Here is a 16,349-nt window from a genome sequence, read left to right as displayed (position 1 = left end):
TGCGATATAAATGGTTTTATTAATTACTTTGGAACCTTCTCTAACCTTAAAAACAATTCCGTCCATCCAAACGATTAGATAAACAGGTTCTAATGGGCGATTTTGCCAAGCTACGATATCAGAAGTTATAGCATCAGTTATACGTGAAATGGTCGATTGAGAAACGTCAAAATTGTAGACTTCTCTGATCTGTTCTTCAATATCAGAAACGGACATTCCCTTGGCGTAAAGCGACACAATGACGTTTTCTAAGCCTTCAACCATGCTTTTTCGTTTAGGTATCAGCATCGGATTAAAACTAGCATCACGATCTCTAGGAACCTTTATTTCTTCTTCGCCATAACTCGTTTTTATCTTTTTACTAGAATAACCATTACGCGCATTTTCTTGCTTGCGTAAATCATGCTTATCGTAATCCAGGTGAGCATCTAACTCACCTTCTAACATTTTTTCAATTCCTCGCTTTTGTAAGTCTTTGAGAAAGTTTTGGAGTTCATCGCCAGTTTTAAACTGTTTGAAAAAATCATCCGGAAATAGGTCTTTTGTTTCCAAAAATATGTAAATATTAAATGTATAAAAAAAATTCTGCTCGATTTTAACCCAAGCAGAATTTTATACTTACACAGTTTTTGGTACAGTGTCATAAAAAGTCTTAAAAAAGAATAAAATTTTCTTAAAATTTTAGAAGTCTAAACCAAAAAAGGCCATTCATTTATTGAGAACAGCCTTTTTGTTAATTATTAATTAAGAATTAAATCTTTGCGATGTGCTGAACTAAATCAACTACTTTGTTAGAGTAACCAATTTCGTTGTCATACCAAGCAACTAACTTAACGAAAGTAGGGTTTAGCATGATACCAGCTTCTGCATCGAAAATAGATGTTCTTGTATCACCTACGAAATCTTGAGAAACAACAGCATCTTCTGTGTATCCTACAATTCCTTTCAAATCTCCTTCAGCAGCTTCGCACATTACTTTTTTGATTTCGTCGTAGTTTGTTTCTTTTGCTAATTTAACTGTTAAATCAACTACAGAGACATCAACAGTTGGTACACGGAAAGACATTCCTGTTAATTTTCCGTTCAATTCTGGAATTACTTTTCCAACTGCTTTCGCAGCTCCAGTAGATGAAGGAATGATGTTTACCATTGCACTACGTCCACCTCTCCAATCTTTCATTGATGGTCCGTCAACTGTTTTCTGAGTTGCAGTAGTTGCGTGAACTGTTGTCATTAAAGCTTCCACAATTCCGAAATTTTCGTGAATTACTTTTGCTAATGGTGCTAAACAGTTTGTTGTACAAGAAGCATTAGAAACGATTGTGTCTTCTGCTGTTACAGATTCGTGGTTAACACCCATTACAAACATAGGGGTATCATCTTTAGAAGGACCTGTTAAAACAACTTTTTTTGCTCCAGCTTCAATGTGTTTTCCTGCAGTTTCTTTTGTTAAGAATAAACCTGTTGCTTCGATTACGATATCAGCTCCAACTTCGTCCCATTTCAAGTTCGCTGGGTCTCTTTCAGCTGTAACGCGAATTGTTTGTCCATTAACAATTAAGTTTCCGTTTTCTACTTTAACTTCTCCGTTAAATTTTCCGTGAACTGAATCATACTTTAGCATATAAGCTAAATAATCAACGTCTACTAAATCGTTAATACCTACGATTTCAATATCGTTTCTCTCAATAGCAACCCCGAAAACAAGGCTACCAATTCTTCCGAATCCGTTGATTCCAATTTTAATTTTTGACATAGTATACATAATTTCCCTTTATATTAAATGTTTAAATCGCTAAAATATTAGCTACTTTGATTAACTCTTCGTCAATCTCATTGTGTTTTTTGATGGCTTCATCTATCGCTGTAAATACAACTTTATTAGAGCGAATACCAGCCATAAGATTTGTTTTACCTTCTAGTAAACCTTCGACAGCAGCAATTCCTAAACGACTTGCTAAAACACGATCGTGACAAGATGGAGAACCACCACGCTGTATGTGTCCTAAAACTGTTACACGAATATCATATTCTGGATGACGATTTTGTACTTGTTTTGCTAATTCAAAAACTCCACCTAATTTTTCACCCTCTGCAACTACAACGATGCTTGATTTTTTTCCAGATTTTTCTGAACGTTCTAAAGAAGAACATAATTCTTCGACACTATCACGTTGTTCTGGAATCAAAATATCTTGTGCACCTGAAGCAATTCCACTATTTAAAGCAATAAAACCTGCATCGCGTCCCATTACTTCCACAAAAAATACACGATCATGTGATGTAGCAGTATCTCTTAATTTATCAATTGCATCAATTACAGTATTCAAAGCTGTATCGTACCCAATTGTAAAATCTGTTCCGAAAATATCATTGTCAATTGTTCCTGGAATTCCAATAAATGGAACACCAAACTCTTGATGAAAGATATTTGCTCCAGTAAAAGAACCATCTCCACCAATTACAACTAAAGCATCAATGTTATTTTGTTTTAGATGATTGTATGCTTTTTGACGACCTTCTGTAGTTTTGAATTCTAAAGAACGAGCAGTTTTAAGAATTGTACCACCTTGATTGATAATATTTTTCACTGAACGAGGTCCAAGTTCAATCATATCATTGTTAATCAAACCTTCGTAACCTTGACGAATCCCTACTGATTTGATATCGTAGTACTTACATGCTCTTACAACGGCACGTAAGGCCGCATTCATTCCAGGCGCATCACCTCCAGAGGTTAATACACCAATTCTTTTTATATTGTTTCCCACGTTTTTCCCTTTATTAAATCAAATATAATAAAAAATCAGAATATTATTATAATTGGTAGTATGAAAGATAAATTAATCTTCGTCGACAGGTTTTAACGTTCCGTCTGCAAAATCTCGTTGAAGAATAACCGCAATATACAAATCTTCTCGTGTTCGCTTCGGATCATAAGTTTGTTTTAGATCAATATTAAACGCGCCACTTGCTGCTTGATAAAGAAAAGCATTCAATCCGCCACGTAATTCTTTTATAATATCGTATGTTGTTTTATTTGTTTCTTTATAGATTAATTTAGTAAGAATTTGTCCACGAGAACTTGACATATTTTTTAATTGATTCTCAAATTGATCAGCCAAATCCTTTTGGCGAGATTTAATAAAACGTTTTTTGTCTCGTCTTTTATCCATTGTTTGAATGGTGTCTGATACATAATTATATTCTCTAACAGCAGTTCTTACATACGGCCAAACATCGCGAACACGCTTTCTTAGCCATAAATAATATTTTTTTTCTAAATCAGTTTTTAAATGAACCGAATAACTATTCATTTCATTAAGATGTATTGTGTCTAAAGGATTAAACGCAAATTCATCTAAATTAATTGAATCATTTTTAATTTCTTGTGCAGGATTTTTTCCACCTAAATCTAACCCAAAAATTTGAGCATTAACATTAGATAATCCAACAAAAGTAAGTAGTAAAGTTATATGATAGATATAAAATTTCATATCAGAATTAGTTCAAAAATTGTTCCTAAAATTAGTACATTTGTTAGATAAATAAACTAAAATGAGTACAAATAATTTGTTTGATCAACAATCTTTGGATTTTTTGACAAAATATTTAAATACAGCTTCACCTACAGGTTTTGAAAGTGAAGGACAAAAAGTTTGGATGGATTATATCAAACCATATGTAGATGAAGTAAAAACAGATAATTACGGTTCTGCTTATGGTATAATAAATCCTGAAGCGAAGTATAAAGTTGTGATTGAAGCCCATGCTGATGAGATTTCTTGGTTTGTGAATTATATTTCTGATGATGGATTGATTTATGTGATTCGTAATGGAGGATCAGATCATATGATAGCACCTTCTAAAGTGGTTAATATTCATACCAAAAAAGGAATTGTAAAAGGAGTTTTTGGTTGGCCAGCAATTCATTTGCGTCAAGCAGGAAAAGATGAAGCGCCAACTCCAGATAAAATTTGGATTGATACAGGTTGTACATCGAAAGAAGAAGTTCTTGAACTTGGAATTCACGTTGGTTGTGTGATTACTTATCCTGATGAATTTTTTACATTGAACGATCGTTATTTTGTTTGTCGTGCAATAGACAATAGAATGGGAGGGTTTATGATTGCTGAGGTTGCGCGTAAATTGGCAGAAAATAAAGATCAATTAGATTTTGGTTTATACGTTGTAAATGCGGTTCAGGAAGAAGTAGGGTTGCGTGGCGCGGAAATGATTACGCAAACAATCAAACCAAATGTTGCGATTATTACTGATGTTACACATGATACAACGACACCAATGATTACAAAATCGAAAGAAGGTGAGCAAAAATGTGGTGATGGCCCAGTTGTTTATTATGCGCCTGCTGTGCAAAATAATGTACGCGAATTAATTATTGATGCAGCTGAGAAAAACAATATTCCTTTTCAGCGTGCTGCAAGTTCTCGTGTAACAGGAACGGATACAGACGCTTTTGCATATAGTAATGGTGGTGTACCTTCAGCTTTAATTTCGTTGCCTTTGCGTTATATGCACACAACTGTAGAAATGGTTCATCAAGCTGATGTAAAAAATGTCATCGAGTTGATTTACGAATCAGTGAAAACAATTAAAAACGAACAAAGTTTTAAATATCATACTGTTTAAATTATAAAGTGATTAAAAAATATAAAGGCTGTCGCGAGACAGCCTTTGTTGCTATTTTGTGCTTCGATCTACTTCAAAAATTTCTATAATTGAATTTAAATTTAGCTAAATTTATTCAGAAAATCATTATTCAATCAAATATTAGAATAAATCTTTAGAGAATGATTATTTTTATACTTTAAAAGAAATAAGATGAAAATTGAATTAAATAGAGTAAATCAGGCTTCTCACTATGAAGCGACTGCGTCAAGTTCTTCGGTAAAAGTAAATATTGATGGACCTGAATCGATTGGAGGAGAAGGAAAAGGAGTTCGCCCAATGGAGTTGGTTTTGATTGCTTTGGGAAGTTGTAGTGTTTTTGATTTGAATGAAATTTTGAAGAAACAACGCCAAGAAATTGAAGATATTAAAGTTGAGGTTGAAGGTCAGCGTCGAGATGAAATTCCAAATATTTTTACAAATATTCATATCAAATTTTTCTTAAAAGGAAATATTGATTTAGATAAAGCAAATAAGGCTGCTGAATTAGCGGTTAAGAAGTATTGTAGTGTACATGATATGCTTGCAAATGGAGGAATTGATATCACTTACGAGATAAATGTAAATTAAATTGATAACAAAAAAAAGGTCTTTCGAACGAAAGACCTTTTTTTAATACATACATTTTCAATTAAGCTTCAACAATAGTTAAAGCTTCTTGAAAGATACTAACTTGCGCTAATACTTTATTTTTTAATTCTTCATTTACAATTTCGTTATTTTGGAAATTATCGTTGAAAGATGGGAAAGTTGTGCTTGCTACAATTTCTCCGCTTGCAAACATTCCAAAATATTTTGTTGCAACTTCTATTACATTTCCTCCACCATAAGCACCTGGAGATGTACTTAATAACAACAATTTTTTATCTTTCAAATATGGCATTTCGATACGAGAAACCCAATCCAAAATATTTTTTAATGCAACAGAAAAGTTTCCATTATGTTCTGCCAAAGAAATTACAACACCTTCTGCATCTTTGATTTTATTGTAAAAATCCTGCGCTTCTTGTGGAAATCCATTTTCTAATTGACGGTCAATAGAATAGATAGGCATCTCGAAATCATTGATGTCAACTAAATCGATTTCTGCATTTTCGATTTGATTTAAAGTATAATTTAATAATTCTTTATTGATTGATTTTTTGCTGTTACTACCAGCGAAAGCTAAAATTTTCATATTCTTATTGAGTATTTTCATTTTTGATGAAGCAAAGTTATTGCAAGCAACCATAAATTTTATTGACCTATGTTAGGAAAAGATAAAAACTTATATTTTTTTTCTAAATTCATCAATTTTAAGAATCAATTCTCTGTTTAATTCTTCATTAGTGATTTTATCTTCTGCAAAATTTTCGTTGAATTTAGGCAAAGAGAAATCGACTAAAATGTCACCTCCCAATTTTGTAATTAATTTAGAACCTATTTCTAAAGAGTTTTTAGCTCCATAACCACCAGGAGATGTACTCATAACGAAGACCTTTTTTCCTTCAAGAAATTTATAATTAATTCTTGAGCACCAATCCATATAGCTTTTAAAAACTGCTGTAATGCAAGCATTATGTTCTGCTAATGAAATAAGTAAAATATCAGAATCAACAAGTTTTTGATAAAATCGTTTTACTTCATCAGAAAAACCTTGTTCTTTTTCTATATCAATATCAAAAGTAGGAATATCAAAGTCATCTAAATCTAAAATCTCAATTTGATCTTTGTTTAATAAAGAAGAAGCATAAGTTACGAGTTGTTTATTGATAGAAGTAGAGCTGTTACTTCCGGCAAAAGCTTTAATAATCATAGTTTTTATCTTAAGTTATTGTTTTTTTGTGTGTAATAATTGCGCATATTCTGTTGGTCGAATTCCTGAAACTTTCTGAAAAATATTACTGAAAGATGACAACGAATTATAACCAACTAACATTGCGATTTCGTACATATTGTATTTATTTTCAGCAATCAATTCCAATGATTTTGTGATACGTAATGCGCGTAAAAATCGAACATAATTAATTCCCATATTATCTTTGAATTTTCGAGATAATGTTCGCGTGCTCAAACCAAATTGTTGCGCAACTTCATCTATTGTATAGTTTTTCTCGATATTTTTCATCAGAAATCGAGCAATATCAATCAGTTTCTGATCTTTTGGAAATGGATGCTGAATAAAAGCAGGTAATTTGTTCGATTCCATTTCGGGTAGAATAGATCGTATGGCTTTTACAAAATCATATTTTGCAGGATCTTTTTCCGAAATTGATCCACTCCAATTTTTGGTGTACAAAATCATTTCCCTTAACAACTCATTCGTGTAATAAATATTTGTAATCGAATAAAAATCGTTTTCTTCTTTTTCGGTCTTGAAATAAAAGTTATACAAATCGCCTGTTTTACTATTCGTTAAGATAGAATGTGGCGTATTTGCAGGAATCCACATAAAACAACGCGCAGGCAAATACCAATGTTTGTCGTTTACAAAAACATGTACAATTCCGCCTTCTGCATATAATAATTGTGCTTTTTTGTGTTCATGTACGCGCGTTCCTATCGTATCTAAATGTGCATGTTGTATGTAAAAATGGACTTTAGATTTGTCAACTTCGTTAAAAAAAAACTGATCAAACAACATTGTTTTATACTTTTATAAAGTGAAATATTTTTGCTTTTGCAAATTACTTTATTTTGGCGTAAATGAGCAAATTATTTTCTTTTTTTATCAAGAGGGTAAAGGTGTTTTGAATGTAACTTTGCATCACTAAAAATCAATAACAGACTTATAAATAATACAAAATGATATTTAAATTCGTTAAATATCAGTTGCTTACATTGTTGTTAATGCTGAGTGGGTTGAGTTATGCTCAAAATGAAATAGACTATAACCAACTGAAATTAAGCAAAGCAATTGAAATTGGACTTCAAAATAATAAAAAATTACAAATTAGCGCTTTAAAAACTAATATTGCTGAATTAAAAGAGAAAGATCTTAAAAATGAGAAATTGCCAGATGTAGACTTTCATACTGGTTTTCATGTTTTGAGTAATTTACGCCAATATGAAGACGGTTTTCTAAAACCTTCTACAAAATATGCTGTTCCTCGAGTGAAATACGATTTTACACTTTCGGCAGAAATTCCAATTTATTTAGGTGGTAAATTAAAAAATGATGAGAAAAAATCTGAAATAGAAACTAATATTTCGAAACTGCAAGTTCGAAAAGATGAACGAGAATTGAGAATGCAAATCATCACAGCTTATTTACAAGCGTTGCATTTGCAAGAACAACAAAAGTTAATTTCAGATAAAATGAGAGAAGATTCGGTTGTGATTAAACAAACAGAATCCTTGAAAAAAAATGGTTTGGTAACCTACAACGAAGTCTTGAGAACAGAATTGCAATTGTCAAATCATAAAATGTCTTTTACAGAATTGGCGAATGAAATTTCGATTATTGAACATCAAATCAAAACAATTTTAGCCTTACCAGAAAATCAAGAAATGCATATTGACACCAATGATTTGTTTACAAATGAAGAGCATTTGGGTTTGGTTGATGAAATGATTTTGGAAGCAATAGATCAAAGTGAAAGCTTGAAAATTGCGAAAGATGATTTGAATTTGAAAGAAATTGATAAGAAAATTACCAAAGCTAATACATTACCAAAAATAACTGCTGGAGCGGAATATGGATATAATTATCCAAACTTTATGTTTTTTCCACCAGAAGAATATTTGTACAGATTTAGTTCTGTTGGTGTAAATGTTTCGATTCCGTTGAGTAATTTTTTCAAGAATAAACAAAAAATGCAAATCGCAGATCGTAACATTTCAATTGCAAAATTAGAAATAGAAGAGAAAGAAGAACAAATTCGACATGATGTTTTTGCAGCGAATAAACGATTAGAAGAATCGATCGATAAAATAAAAATTGCGGAAGATGCAATTGGTCAAGCCAAAGAAAATTATCGAATTGTTAGAACAAAATATGTCAACAAATTGAGTTTGATTACAGAACTTATCGATGCGGATAACGCTTATTTAGAAGCTCAATCGAATTTGATTTCATTGCAAATTAACAAACAATTAAAATACTATCAATTACAATACATTTTAGGAAACTTATAAAAATGGGAAAACAACAGACAAAAGGAGAAAAACGAATGAATAGAACGCTTTCTGCGATTGCTTGGATTTTTATTATCATAGGAATCACTGCAGTAGCTTGGTTTTATTTCTTTTCGAGTTCACATGTCAATACAAATGACGCGCAAGTGCGACAATATATTACGCCAGTTTCGAGTAAAGTTTCTGGTTTTATCAAAAAAGTAAATTTCGAAGAAAATCAATTTGTACACAAAGGTGATACGCTTGTTGTGATTGACAATAGAGAATTTCAGAACCAGATTGATATTGCAGAAGCAAATTTAGAATCGACTTCGCAATCTGTTTTAACATATGAAAAAGCGGTAGATACAAAATCAAGTGATGTTAATATTGTTAATGCAAATATAGAAGCTGCTAAAATAGAGGTTTGGAGAACTGAAAAAGATTATAATCGTTTCAAAAATTTAGTGCAAGAAGATGCTGCAACCGTGCAACAGTTTGAAGAAGTTGAAGCGAAATATAAACAAGCAAAAGCAAGTTTGAGTGCTTTGGAACAACAACGTAATGCCGTGAATGTTAGTGCGTCTGCAGAACAAACAAAAGTTGCGCCTGCAAAAACTCAAATTTTACAACGAAAAGCCCAATTGAACGATGCTAAACTTATTCTCTCATATACCTATGTTGTAGCACCTTACGATGGTTGGGTTGGAACAAAAAATATACAAGAAGGTCAGTTAATAAAAGAAGGGCAGGCCTTGGTGCAAGTAGTTTCGAAAGAGAAATGGATTGTTGCAAATTTTAAAGAAACGCAAATTGGAGAAATCGATTTGGATCAACCAGTTATTATAAAAGCTGATGCCTACAAATACATTGAGTTTGAAGGAAAAATTGAATCACTTTCGCCAGCTTCTGGGTCTGAGTTTGCTTTGATTAAACCTGATAATGCTACAGGAAACTTCGTGAAAATTGAACAACGTTTTCCTGTAAAAATAATTCTGAAAGAGTCTAAAAACAACGAAAAATTACGTACCGGAATGAATGTAAATGTTTCCGCAGAAAAAGTAAATTAAATAAATGTCACAACAAAATTCAATATTTAATAAATGGGTTCCGCAAAAATTGGTTGTGCCAATTTTTATCCTTGCGCTATTTCCACACTTGATGATTTTGACTATATTCAACATGAATAGTACGTTTACAGCATCATTTTTGGATTTGGAGGTCGACGATTTGCAGTTCCTTTTTTCGATGGCGTATGCCACTATTGTTTGTGGCTTATTTATTCACGTTCGATTTTTTCACTTTTTCAATATCAGAAGTTATTTGCTAACAATGACCATGCTTAACATTTTGGTATTGTTTGGAATGACATTAACGACAAATACAGAATTGATTTTGATTCTGCGTTTTATTCAAGGACCTTTATCGCTTTTCGAAGGTTGTATTTTGTTGCCAATCATTATGTCGAATATTAAAAGTGAACATTCAAAATTGATTGCTTATTCGTTTTTGTATGGCGTAATGTTAACAGGTGATAAATTTACGACTTCTATCGTGAAGTTTGCGATTGAGAATTATAACCACAATATGATGGTGTATACGATTATGAGTTTTCATGTTGTAGCATTAATTATTTATGTATTTTTCTTTAATCACAACAGAATGTTTCCTAAAAAACCATTGTATCAATTAAATTTAGGAGGAATTTTCTTGATGATTATTTCCCTAATTTCTGGCGCGTTTTTCTTGATTTATGGGAAAAAATATTATTGGTTCGAATCGCCAATTATTATCACAGCATTTGCATCAACACTCGTTTTTAGTGGCTTATTTTTATTGCATCAAAAAACAGCCAAACGACCTTTGTTTCATTTTGAGATTTTCAGATCAGAACGTGTCATTTTAGGAATATTAATGTTTTTTGTTTTCTATACTTTGCGTGCTGGGATGAGCAATATTTACCAAGTCATGTCAACAGTTTGGAAATGGCAATGGGAATATGTGTTGCAGATTCAATATTTTAATGTAGCAGGTTCCATCATTGGTATTGTATTTTCATTTTTCATGGTTAAAAATAAAGTTGATTTTAGAAAAATATTTTTTCTTGGATTTGTACTTTTAGCCATGAGCATGTTGTGGTTTAGTTACTTGTTTTATCCAGATACAAAAGTCGAGGCAGTAGCGCCAACGCTGATATTAGAAGGAATTGCGCAAGGTGTTATTTTTACGCCATTAGTGTTGTATATTACAGGTTCTGTACATCCTTCTATTACTGGTAGTGCGGCGCAAGCAGGTACGGCGATTCGTTTTTGGACGACAACAATTGGTTTTTCGCTGATGCAAAATGCAATTTTATACTTGACGACTAAACATCAATTTTTGATGACCAAAAATTTAGACAAAACGAGTCCGATTTTCCAACAACAATGGAATAGTTTGTTCAATAAAAATATTGCGAGTCATCTTCCAAACGAAGCAGAAAGTATTACTGCCGCAGCTTTAAAAGCAAAATTGTATAACCAAGCTTTGTTGGTTAGTAATATAGAGATTTTCCGAACATTGTTTGTTGTGGGAATTATCGCTGCGATTTTTGTAATTCTTTATCAACCGATAAAAAATAGACTTTTACATCGTTAAAATAATTTTTATATATTACTTTTTTATTTAATTGGCGTATTTGATTTAATAGAATCAAGTACGTTTTTTTTTATGACAAATTTTTTAAAATGAATATTTTATCAAAATTATCCTGTAGAAAGGTCATATTTTAAAGTTTTTTAAATTTATAAATGGCTTAAATGAACAAATTTTATTCTCAAATAATCAACTTGTTTTTATGCGCTAGCACTTACTTTTGCCATCAAAATAAATCAAACGAAAAATGATTAATTGTTTTAATAAATGTTAGTTGTATTTTATTGATTTTAAATTTGTTATATTTTTATAAAATGAATCATCGTATTTTAACGATTTATTATTCAGAATCACATTTTAGCCTTTTGACTTTTCTCAGGCAGCTTCCTTTTTTTACTTTTTAGGTAAGATAATCACGAAATCAATAAAATATTTTTAATTAGACAAACTTTCGAATGAATGTTTTGAACTTGATTGTAAAATTGAATAAATAACTCAATGCACAATCAACATCCCATTTTCAAGAAATGGATACCAGAAAAATTGGTGCTTCCAATTCTCATTGCCGCGTTGATTCCGCATGTGATGATTCTCTCACTTTTCAATATGAATAGTACATTTACAGCTTCATTTCTAGATGTTGATGTAGACGATTTACAATTCATTTTTTCTTTGGCTTACGCCACAATTGTTTGTGGACTTTTTATTAACGAACGGCTTTTTCAGTTCTTTAATATTCGCTCTTATTTATTGTTTATGACTATTATCAATATTATATTAATGTTAATAATTTCGTTGACAACAAATACGCAATTGATTTATTTACTTCGTGTGATACAAGGAACAACATCTTATCTCGAAGGATGTATTATTGTTCCGCTAATTATGTCGCGTATAAAAGGCGAATATGGACGATTATTAGGAAATACGTTTTTGTATGGATTTATGATGACGGCTGATAAATATACAACCTCTATTGTAAAATTTGCCATCGAAAATTATAATTTCAATATGGTGATTTATACTGTCATCTTTTTTCATGTTTTATCGTTATTGATTTATGTTTTTCTCTTTAGTCATGGTAGATTGTATCCCAAAAAACCATTGTATCAGTTAAATTTGGCGGGTTATTTTTTGATGATGATGTCATTAATAGCAGGAGCTTTTTTATTGATTTATGGTAAAAGATATTATTGGTTCGAATCGCTTTATATCGTTATTGCGTTTGCTGCAATGTTTATTTTCTCAGGCTTATTTATTTTGCAACAATTAACGTCTAAAAAACCAATTTTCCATTTCGAGATTCTTCGTTCCGAAAGAGTTATTGTAGGTATGTTGTTGTTTTTTACATTTTATATTTTCAAATCGAGTATGAGTAACATTTATCAAGTGATGAATGTTGTTTGGAAATGGAATTGGGAGTTTGTTTTGCAAATACAATATTATAATTGTGCCGGAATTTATATTGGAGCATTGTTTGCTTATTACATCATAACACAATTTCAAACGCAATATAAGTATGTGTTTTTTGGAGGTTTTTTTTGTTTAACGTTTGCTATGTTGTGGTTTAGTTACATTTTGGTTCCAGATACTCGTCCGAATGCAGTTATTCCGCCATTGTTGATGGAAGGAATGGGACAAGGAATGTTGTTTGCGCCAATTTTGCAATATATGGTATGTTCTGTACATGCTAATTTTTCTATGAATACCATGCAAGCAGCAGTTGCAATGCGTTATTGGTCGTCAACAATTAGTTTTTCGATTATGCAAAATGCAATTCTTTTCTTGACGACTAAACATCAATTTTTGATGACGAAAAATTTAGATATTACCAATACAATTTTTCAAGAACAATGGAATAATCTATTCAATAAACACGATACAACTCATTTAGTAAATGAGTCTATCAGTTTGACAGCAAGCAATCTAAAATCTCAATTGTATAATCAAGCTTTGTTGATCGCAGATATTCAAATTTTTAGAACCTTATTTTATTTCGGAATTGTAATGATGGTTTTTATTATGATTTATAATCCAATCAAAGGAATTTTACATCTTAGGAAAAAGAGAAAAGAAACTCATTGATTCGCTTTTTTTCTGGTATTGATTTCTGCATTTATTTTCGCTAAACCTGTTATAAGAGGAATAAAAGTTACAGAACATGATAATAAAATAACGAATGTTACATTGATATCATATTTGTTTGTCATCTTCAGAATTAATAAAACGATTGCAATGAGTAATAAAGGAATTTGAATGCTAAGATTAAGTTTATTAACTTTTTTTCTTTTTTCATTTAATTCTTCTAATGTTAATTCGCTCAAAGGTTTTTCTTTGTTCATCTTAATTATTTTATTAAAGATAGTAAAATCAAATTAAAAAATAGATTCAACAAAAAAGCTAACCAATTCGGTTAGCTTTTTAATTTTTTTCTAAAAAATTTTTAATCCCTTTTATATTTTTCTTTGTAAGTGTCAAATGCTTGCATCAAATTTTCTTCAATAGCTTTTGGCATTCTGCGCGTCGCTTCAAATTCATTTGATGAAAGTGATTTGAATTCTGAAAGTGTTGGTATTAATTCAATCGAATTAACTAACATTTCAATTTCTGTTTCATATTGACGATTAGCCAAAGAATGAAACGTATCATTCCCGTAAACAGGAACATATTGTTGTTCAATCAAAAAGCCAGCATCGGCTTCTGTGTCTACAAAATGAGTTGTAACACCAATTTCGACTCCTTTTGTGATTGCCCATTTTAATGAATCTAAACCTCTTGTCAAAGGTAAAAAACCTGGGTGTGTATTGATAATTTTATGATTGTCAACCAACTCATCTGGTAATAATCCCGCACCTGCAATAATTACATATTCAGCTTTATAATCGTTTAATTGATTATTCAACGTTTCAGCAGTTGTCAAATCGAAATTATAACCAAAATTATTACAGTAATCATCTAAATTTACTTGAATCGCTTTACTTGGACGATGTTGATAAATTGGTTTGAACGGATTTTCTCTTTGTACAAAAGGCAAAGCAAATATTTTTACATTTTGATAACCTTTAGCTTTTAATCCGTGCAAAACATCTTGTGTTTTGCGATGAGGAGTATTGTAAGAAATTACCGCTATTTTTGGTTGAGCTGCCATGCTTATTTAATCAAATATTTTTTGTGATAATCAACAACATTATCAATTGGTTTTCTAATAATATGACCAACTGTTAAGTGATATTCTGCCGCAACTGAACGAATAACATCTTCGTAAATATGAGCAATTGAACCAATAAAATTTAATTCAGAATGACGAGCTTCTTCGTAAGGCATAATTTGATATTCGATAAAAGAAGACATCGCATCATAAATAATTTTCTGAATAAATGGATCATTTTTATGTTCAACAACAAATTTATTGAAAGAAGCTAAATATGTATTTGCAAATTTATTTTGGTACACATTTTTATTTAACTCATCTACAGATAATTTATAATAATCATCAAAAGCTTTTGCTAAATGTGGAGGCATTTTTTTTGTATAAAAAGCGCGTAATACACGTTTTCCTAAGTCATTTCCAGAACCTTCGTCTCCTAAGATATAAGCTAAAGATTTTGTTTCTTCACGCATTGTTGTTCCATCGAAATAACAAGAGTTAGAACCTGTTCCTAAGATACAGACCATTGCAGGTTTTCCCATGTAAGTGGCATAACAAGCGGCTAATAAATCATGGTCTATTACAAATTCAGCATTTGTAAAGAAGTTTTGTAAACCTTCTTTAACAACAGCATGCATTGTTTCGCTGGAAGTTCCAGCACCATAAAAAAAGATTTTTGCGAAATCATTTGCAACAGGTGCAAAATCTTCATTTTTTTGTAATTCAGTCGTAATATCTTCTGCTGTTACAAAATACGGATTAAATCCAATTGTACTTGTTCTAAAAACTTCATTAAGGTCGCTATCTAAAATTACCCAATCCGTTTTAGTAGAACCACTATCTGCTATTGCAATCATTTTTTTGTTTTGATATAATTGAAGAGTGCTAAAATAGTATTCTTTTAACAATGCACATAAAAAAACGCCCGAAATTTCGGACGTTTTCAAATTTTTTTTTTAGTGATCATGGTCGTAATCTTCACCTACAACGATTTCGATAAAAGATTGCGTTTGATTTCCAGCGCGATCAATTAAGAATAATCCTAAGTGATAATGTCCTTCCGTAATTCCTTCTGTAGGAATATTTACTTTATGACTTAATGTGTGCTCAGTTTTTCCTGCTGGAATAGCTTCTTCTGCATCATACGTCCAATTAACATTTGCTGTTCTGTGTTGATGACCATCTTCTGCGGAATGAATTTCAATTTTTACCGTTCCCAATTCTACATTGTCTTTCAAAATAGCATCAATTGAGATGGTTTCGCCTAAATGAAATTCATCGTGGTCTTTAGGTGCAATCAAATTAATTTCAGGTTTTGTTGTATCTAATGAAGAATCATCTGATGAACAAGATGTAATGAATAATGCTGATAATGTTATAAATGAATAGTTTAAAATTGAATTTTTCATTGTTTTATTTTTTTTGAATTGAATATTATTTTTTTAAGATTTTGGTTGATTTATTAATAAACAAAATCCTGAGGCGGACCTCGTGTAAAATGATATTCAATTGTAGAATGTTTAATTTTTTCTACTTGTTCAAAACTTTCTTTACTGTAAAATTCTTCGTTCGGTTTTGATTCTATTTTTGGTTCATCATGCGTGTCAATAAAGACAGAGTAATAGGTGAAATGATTACATTGATGATGAATAATTTCTTTCTTTTGATTCGAAAAATCTTGTGAATGATCGATTAAAGAAAAATGTAATTGATTAAAAGTTGGAATCGAAAAAAGAATAATACTAAAGAAAAGTCCAAAAATAGGATGTTTCTTTTTCATGTA

At 31.1% G+C, this 16,349-nt stretch carries 18 protein-coding genes; 6 read left to right on the top strand and 12 right to left on the bottom strand.

The features are described 5' to 3' along the window. The 4 genes from HXZ69_RS04945 to HXZ69_RS04930 all read right to left on the bottom strand — a co-directional run. On the bottom strand, nt 1–552 hold a 552-nt coding region (locus HXZ69_RS04945), incomplete at its 3' end, for an IS256 family transposase (protein WP_286495234.1). Nucleotides 553–751: 199 nt separating this feature from the next. Next, on the bottom strand, nt 752–1,756 hold the full coding sequence (gene gap, locus HXZ69_RS04940) for a type I glyceraldehyde-3-phosphate dehydrogenase (RefSeq protein ID WP_286495233.1): 1,005 nt from the start codon (nt 1,754–1,756) through the stop codon (nt 752–754). Between the two features lie 31 nt (nt 1,757–1,787). Next, nucleotides 1,788–2,771 carry a 6-phosphofructokinase gene (pfkA, locus tag HXZ69_RS04935; protein WP_260391944.1) on the bottom strand — a complete coding sequence of 328 codons (984 nt, stop codon included), beginning with the start codon at nt 2,769–2,771 and terminating at the stop codon, nt 1,788–1,790. A 72-nt stretch (nt 2,772–2,843) separates the two neighbouring features. After that, nucleotides 2,844–3,497: a DUF4294 domain-containing protein gene (locus HXZ69_RS04930; RefSeq protein WP_286495232.1), complete on the bottom strand. Its 654-nt coding sequence runs from the start codon at nt 3,495–3,497 to the stop codon at nt 2,844–2,846. Nucleotides 3,498–3,558: 61 nt separating this feature from the next. On the opposite strand from HXZ69_RS04930, the gene HXZ69_RS04925 reads away from it, so the two are divergent. Beyond that, the gene (locus HXZ69_RS04925) at nt 3,559–4,650 is read left to right on the top strand and encodes a M42 family metallopeptidase (RefSeq protein ID WP_286495231.1); all 1,092 of its coding nucleotides are present in this window, start codon (nt 3,559–3,561) and stop codon (nt 4,648–4,650) included. A gap of 192 nt (nt 4,651–4,842) precedes the next feature. Further along, a complete protein-coding gene (locus HXZ69_RS04920) occupies nt 4,843–5,259 on the top strand; it encodes an OsmC family protein (RefSeq protein WP_286495230.1) in 417 nt (138 codons plus the stop codon). Between the two features lie 61 nt (nt 5,260–5,320). Here HXZ69_RS04920 and HXZ69_RS04915 read toward each other — a convergent pair whose 3' ends face one another. The 3 genes from HXZ69_RS04915 to HXZ69_RS04905 form a co-directional block, all read right to left on the bottom strand. Then, entirely contained in the window at nt 5,321–5,887 is a 567-nt protein-coding gene (locus HXZ69_RS04915; protein ID WP_286495229.1) for an NADPH-dependent FMN reductase, read from the bottom strand. Nucleotides 5,888–5,956: 69 nt separating this feature from the next. Next, nucleotides 5,957–6,484 (bottom strand): NADPH-dependent FMN reductase, encoded by a 528-nt coding sequence (locus tag HXZ69_RS04910; RefSeq protein ID WP_221855853.1) that lies wholly within the window; start codon nt 6,482–6,484, stop codon nt 5,957–5,959. A gap of 15 nt (nt 6,485–6,499) precedes the next feature. Further along, on the bottom strand, nt 6,500–7,312 hold the full coding sequence (locus tag HXZ69_RS04905; protein ID WP_038336064.1) for an AraC family transcriptional regulator: 813 nt from the start codon (nt 7,310–7,312) through the stop codon (nt 6,500–6,502). Between the two features lie 161 nt (nt 7,313–7,473). Between HXZ69_RS04905 and HXZ69_RS04900 the strand changes: the two genes are divergently transcribed. The 4 genes from HXZ69_RS04900 (at nt 7,474) to HXZ69_RS04885 (ending at nt 13,503) form a co-directional block, all read left to right on the top strand. Then, nucleotides 7,474–8,805, top strand: a complete 1,332-nt coding sequence (locus HXZ69_RS04900; RefSeq protein WP_286495227.1) for a TolC family protein — start codon at nt 7,474–7,476, stop codon at nt 8,803–8,805. Between the two features lie 2 nt (nt 8,806–8,807). Next, nucleotides 8,808–9,854 (top strand): HlyD family secretion protein, encoded by a 1,047-nt coding sequence (locus HXZ69_RS04895; protein WP_280037837.1) that lies wholly within the window; start codon nt 8,808–8,810, stop codon nt 9,852–9,854. Between the two features lie 4 nt (nt 9,855–9,858). Then, the gene (locus HXZ69_RS04890; RefSeq protein WP_115001100.1) at nt 9,859–11,421 is read left to right on the top strand and encodes an MFS transporter; all 1,563 of its coding nucleotides are present in this window, start codon (nt 9,859–9,861) and stop codon (nt 11,419–11,421) included. A gap of 495 nt (nt 11,422–11,916) precedes the next feature. Further along, on the top strand, nt 11,917–13,503 hold the full coding sequence (locus HXZ69_RS04885; RefSeq protein ID WP_286495226.1) for an efflux MFS transporter permease: 1,587 nt from the start codon (nt 11,917–11,919) through the stop codon (nt 13,501–13,503). Here HXZ69_RS04885 and HXZ69_RS04880 read toward each other — a convergent pair. From HXZ69_RS04880 to HXZ69_RS04860, 5 genes are all read right to left on the bottom strand, one after another. Then, complete coding sequence (locus tag HXZ69_RS04880; protein ID WP_286495225.1) at nt 13,497–13,760, bottom strand: hypothetical protein; 264 nt, start codon at nt 13,758–13,760, stop codon at nt 13,497–13,499. The two genes, HXZ69_RS04885 and HXZ69_RS04880, sit on opposite strands and share 7 nt — an antisense overlap. 101 nt (nt 13,761–13,861) lie before the next feature. Continuing rightward, nucleotides 13,862–14,566, bottom strand: a complete 705-nt coding sequence (locus HXZ69_RS04875; RefSeq protein WP_286495224.1) for a formyltransferase family protein — start codon at nt 14,564–14,566, stop codon at nt 13,862–13,864. A gap of 2 nt (nt 14,567–14,568) precedes the next feature. Beyond that, nucleotides 14,569–15,423: a BadF/BadG/BcrA/BcrD ATPase family protein gene (locus HXZ69_RS04870; RefSeq protein WP_221855585.1), complete on the bottom strand. Its 855-nt coding sequence runs from the start codon at nt 15,421–15,423 to the stop codon at nt 14,569–14,571. A gap of 99 nt (nt 15,424–15,522) precedes the next feature. Then, nucleotides 15,523–15,975, bottom strand: coding sequence for a DUF4625 domain-containing protein (locus tag HXZ69_RS04865; RefSeq protein WP_115001091.1), 453 nt, complete (start codon nt 15,973–15,975; stop codon nt 15,523–15,525). Between the two features lie 53 nt (nt 15,976–16,028). Next, entirely contained in the window at nt 16,029–16,346 is a 318-nt protein-coding gene (locus HXZ69_RS04860) for a hypothetical protein (protein ID WP_038337229.1), read from the bottom strand. Nucleotides 16,347–16,349 lie beyond the last annotated feature (3 nt).

It is taken from the genome of Empedobacter sp. R132-2, from assembly GCF_030324375.1.
In the GTDB taxonomy this organism is placed as follows: domain Bacteria; phylum Bacteroidota; class Bacteroidia; order Flavobacteriales; family Weeksellaceae; genus Empedobacter; species Empedobacter falsenii_B.
This window is presented reverse-complemented; position numbering and strand designations above follow the sequence as displayed.

Excerpts from the sequence above, each read along its gene's own strand:
- gap (WP_286495233.1), bottom strand. The coding sequence starts at position 1,756 with ATGTCAAAAATTAAAATTGGAATCAACGGATTCGGAAGAATTGGTAGC.
- HXZ69_RS04930 (WP_286495232.1), bottom strand. The coding sequence starts at position 3,497 with ATGAAATTTTATATCTATCATATAACTTTACTACTTACTTTTGTTGGA.
- HXZ69_RS04925 (WP_286495231.1), top strand. The coding sequence starts at position 3,559 with ATGAGTACAAATAATTTGTTTGATCAACAATCTTTGGATTTTTTGACA.
- HXZ69_RS04920 (WP_286495230.1), top strand. The coding sequence starts at position 4,843 with ATGAAAATTGAATTAAATAGAGTAAATCAGGCTTCTCACTATGAAGCG.
- HXZ69_RS04915 (WP_286495229.1), bottom strand. The coding sequence starts at position 5,887 with ATGAAAATACTCAATAAGAATATGAAAATTTTAGCTTTCGCTGGTAGT.
- HXZ69_RS04910 (WP_221855853.1), bottom strand. The coding sequence starts at position 6,484 with ATGATTATTAAAGCTTTTGCCGGAAGTAACAGCTCTACTTCTATCAAT.
- HXZ69_RS04905 (WP_038336064.1), bottom strand. The coding sequence starts at position 7,312 with ATGTTGTTTGATCAGTTTTTTTTTAACGAAGTTGACAAATCTAAAGTC.
- HXZ69_RS04900 (WP_286495227.1), top strand. The coding sequence starts at position 7,474 with ATGATATTTAAATTCGTTAAATATCAGTTGCTTACATTGTTGTTAATG.
- HXZ69_RS04895 (WP_280037837.1), top strand. The coding sequence starts at position 8,808 with ATGGGAAAACAACAGACAAAAGGAGAAAAACGAATGAATAGAACGCTT.
- HXZ69_RS04890 (WP_115001100.1), top strand. The coding sequence starts at position 9,859 with ATGTCACAACAAAATTCAATATTTAATAAATGGGTTCCGCAAAAATTG.
- HXZ69_RS04885 (WP_286495226.1), top strand. The coding sequence starts at position 11,917 with ATGCACAATCAACATCCCATTTTCAAGAAATGGATACCAGAAAAATTG.
- HXZ69_RS04880 (WP_286495225.1), bottom strand. The coding sequence starts at position 13,760 with ATGAACAAAGAAAAACCTTTGAGCGAATTAACATTAGAAGAATTAAAT.
- HXZ69_RS04875 (WP_286495224.1), bottom strand. The coding sequence starts at position 14,566 with ATGGCAGCTCAACCAAAAATAGCGGTAATTTCTTACAATACTCCTCAT.
- HXZ69_RS04870 (WP_221855585.1), bottom strand. The coding sequence starts at position 15,423 with ATGATTGCAATAGCAGATAGTGGTTCTACTAAAACGGATTGGGTAATT.
- HXZ69_RS04865 (WP_115001091.1), bottom strand. The coding sequence starts at position 15,975 with ATGAAAAATTCAATTTTAAACTATTCATTTATAACATTATCAGCATTA.
- HXZ69_RS04860 (WP_038337229.1), bottom strand. The coding sequence starts at position 16,346 with ATGAAAAAGAAACATCCTATTTTTGGACTTTTCTTTAGTATTATTCTT.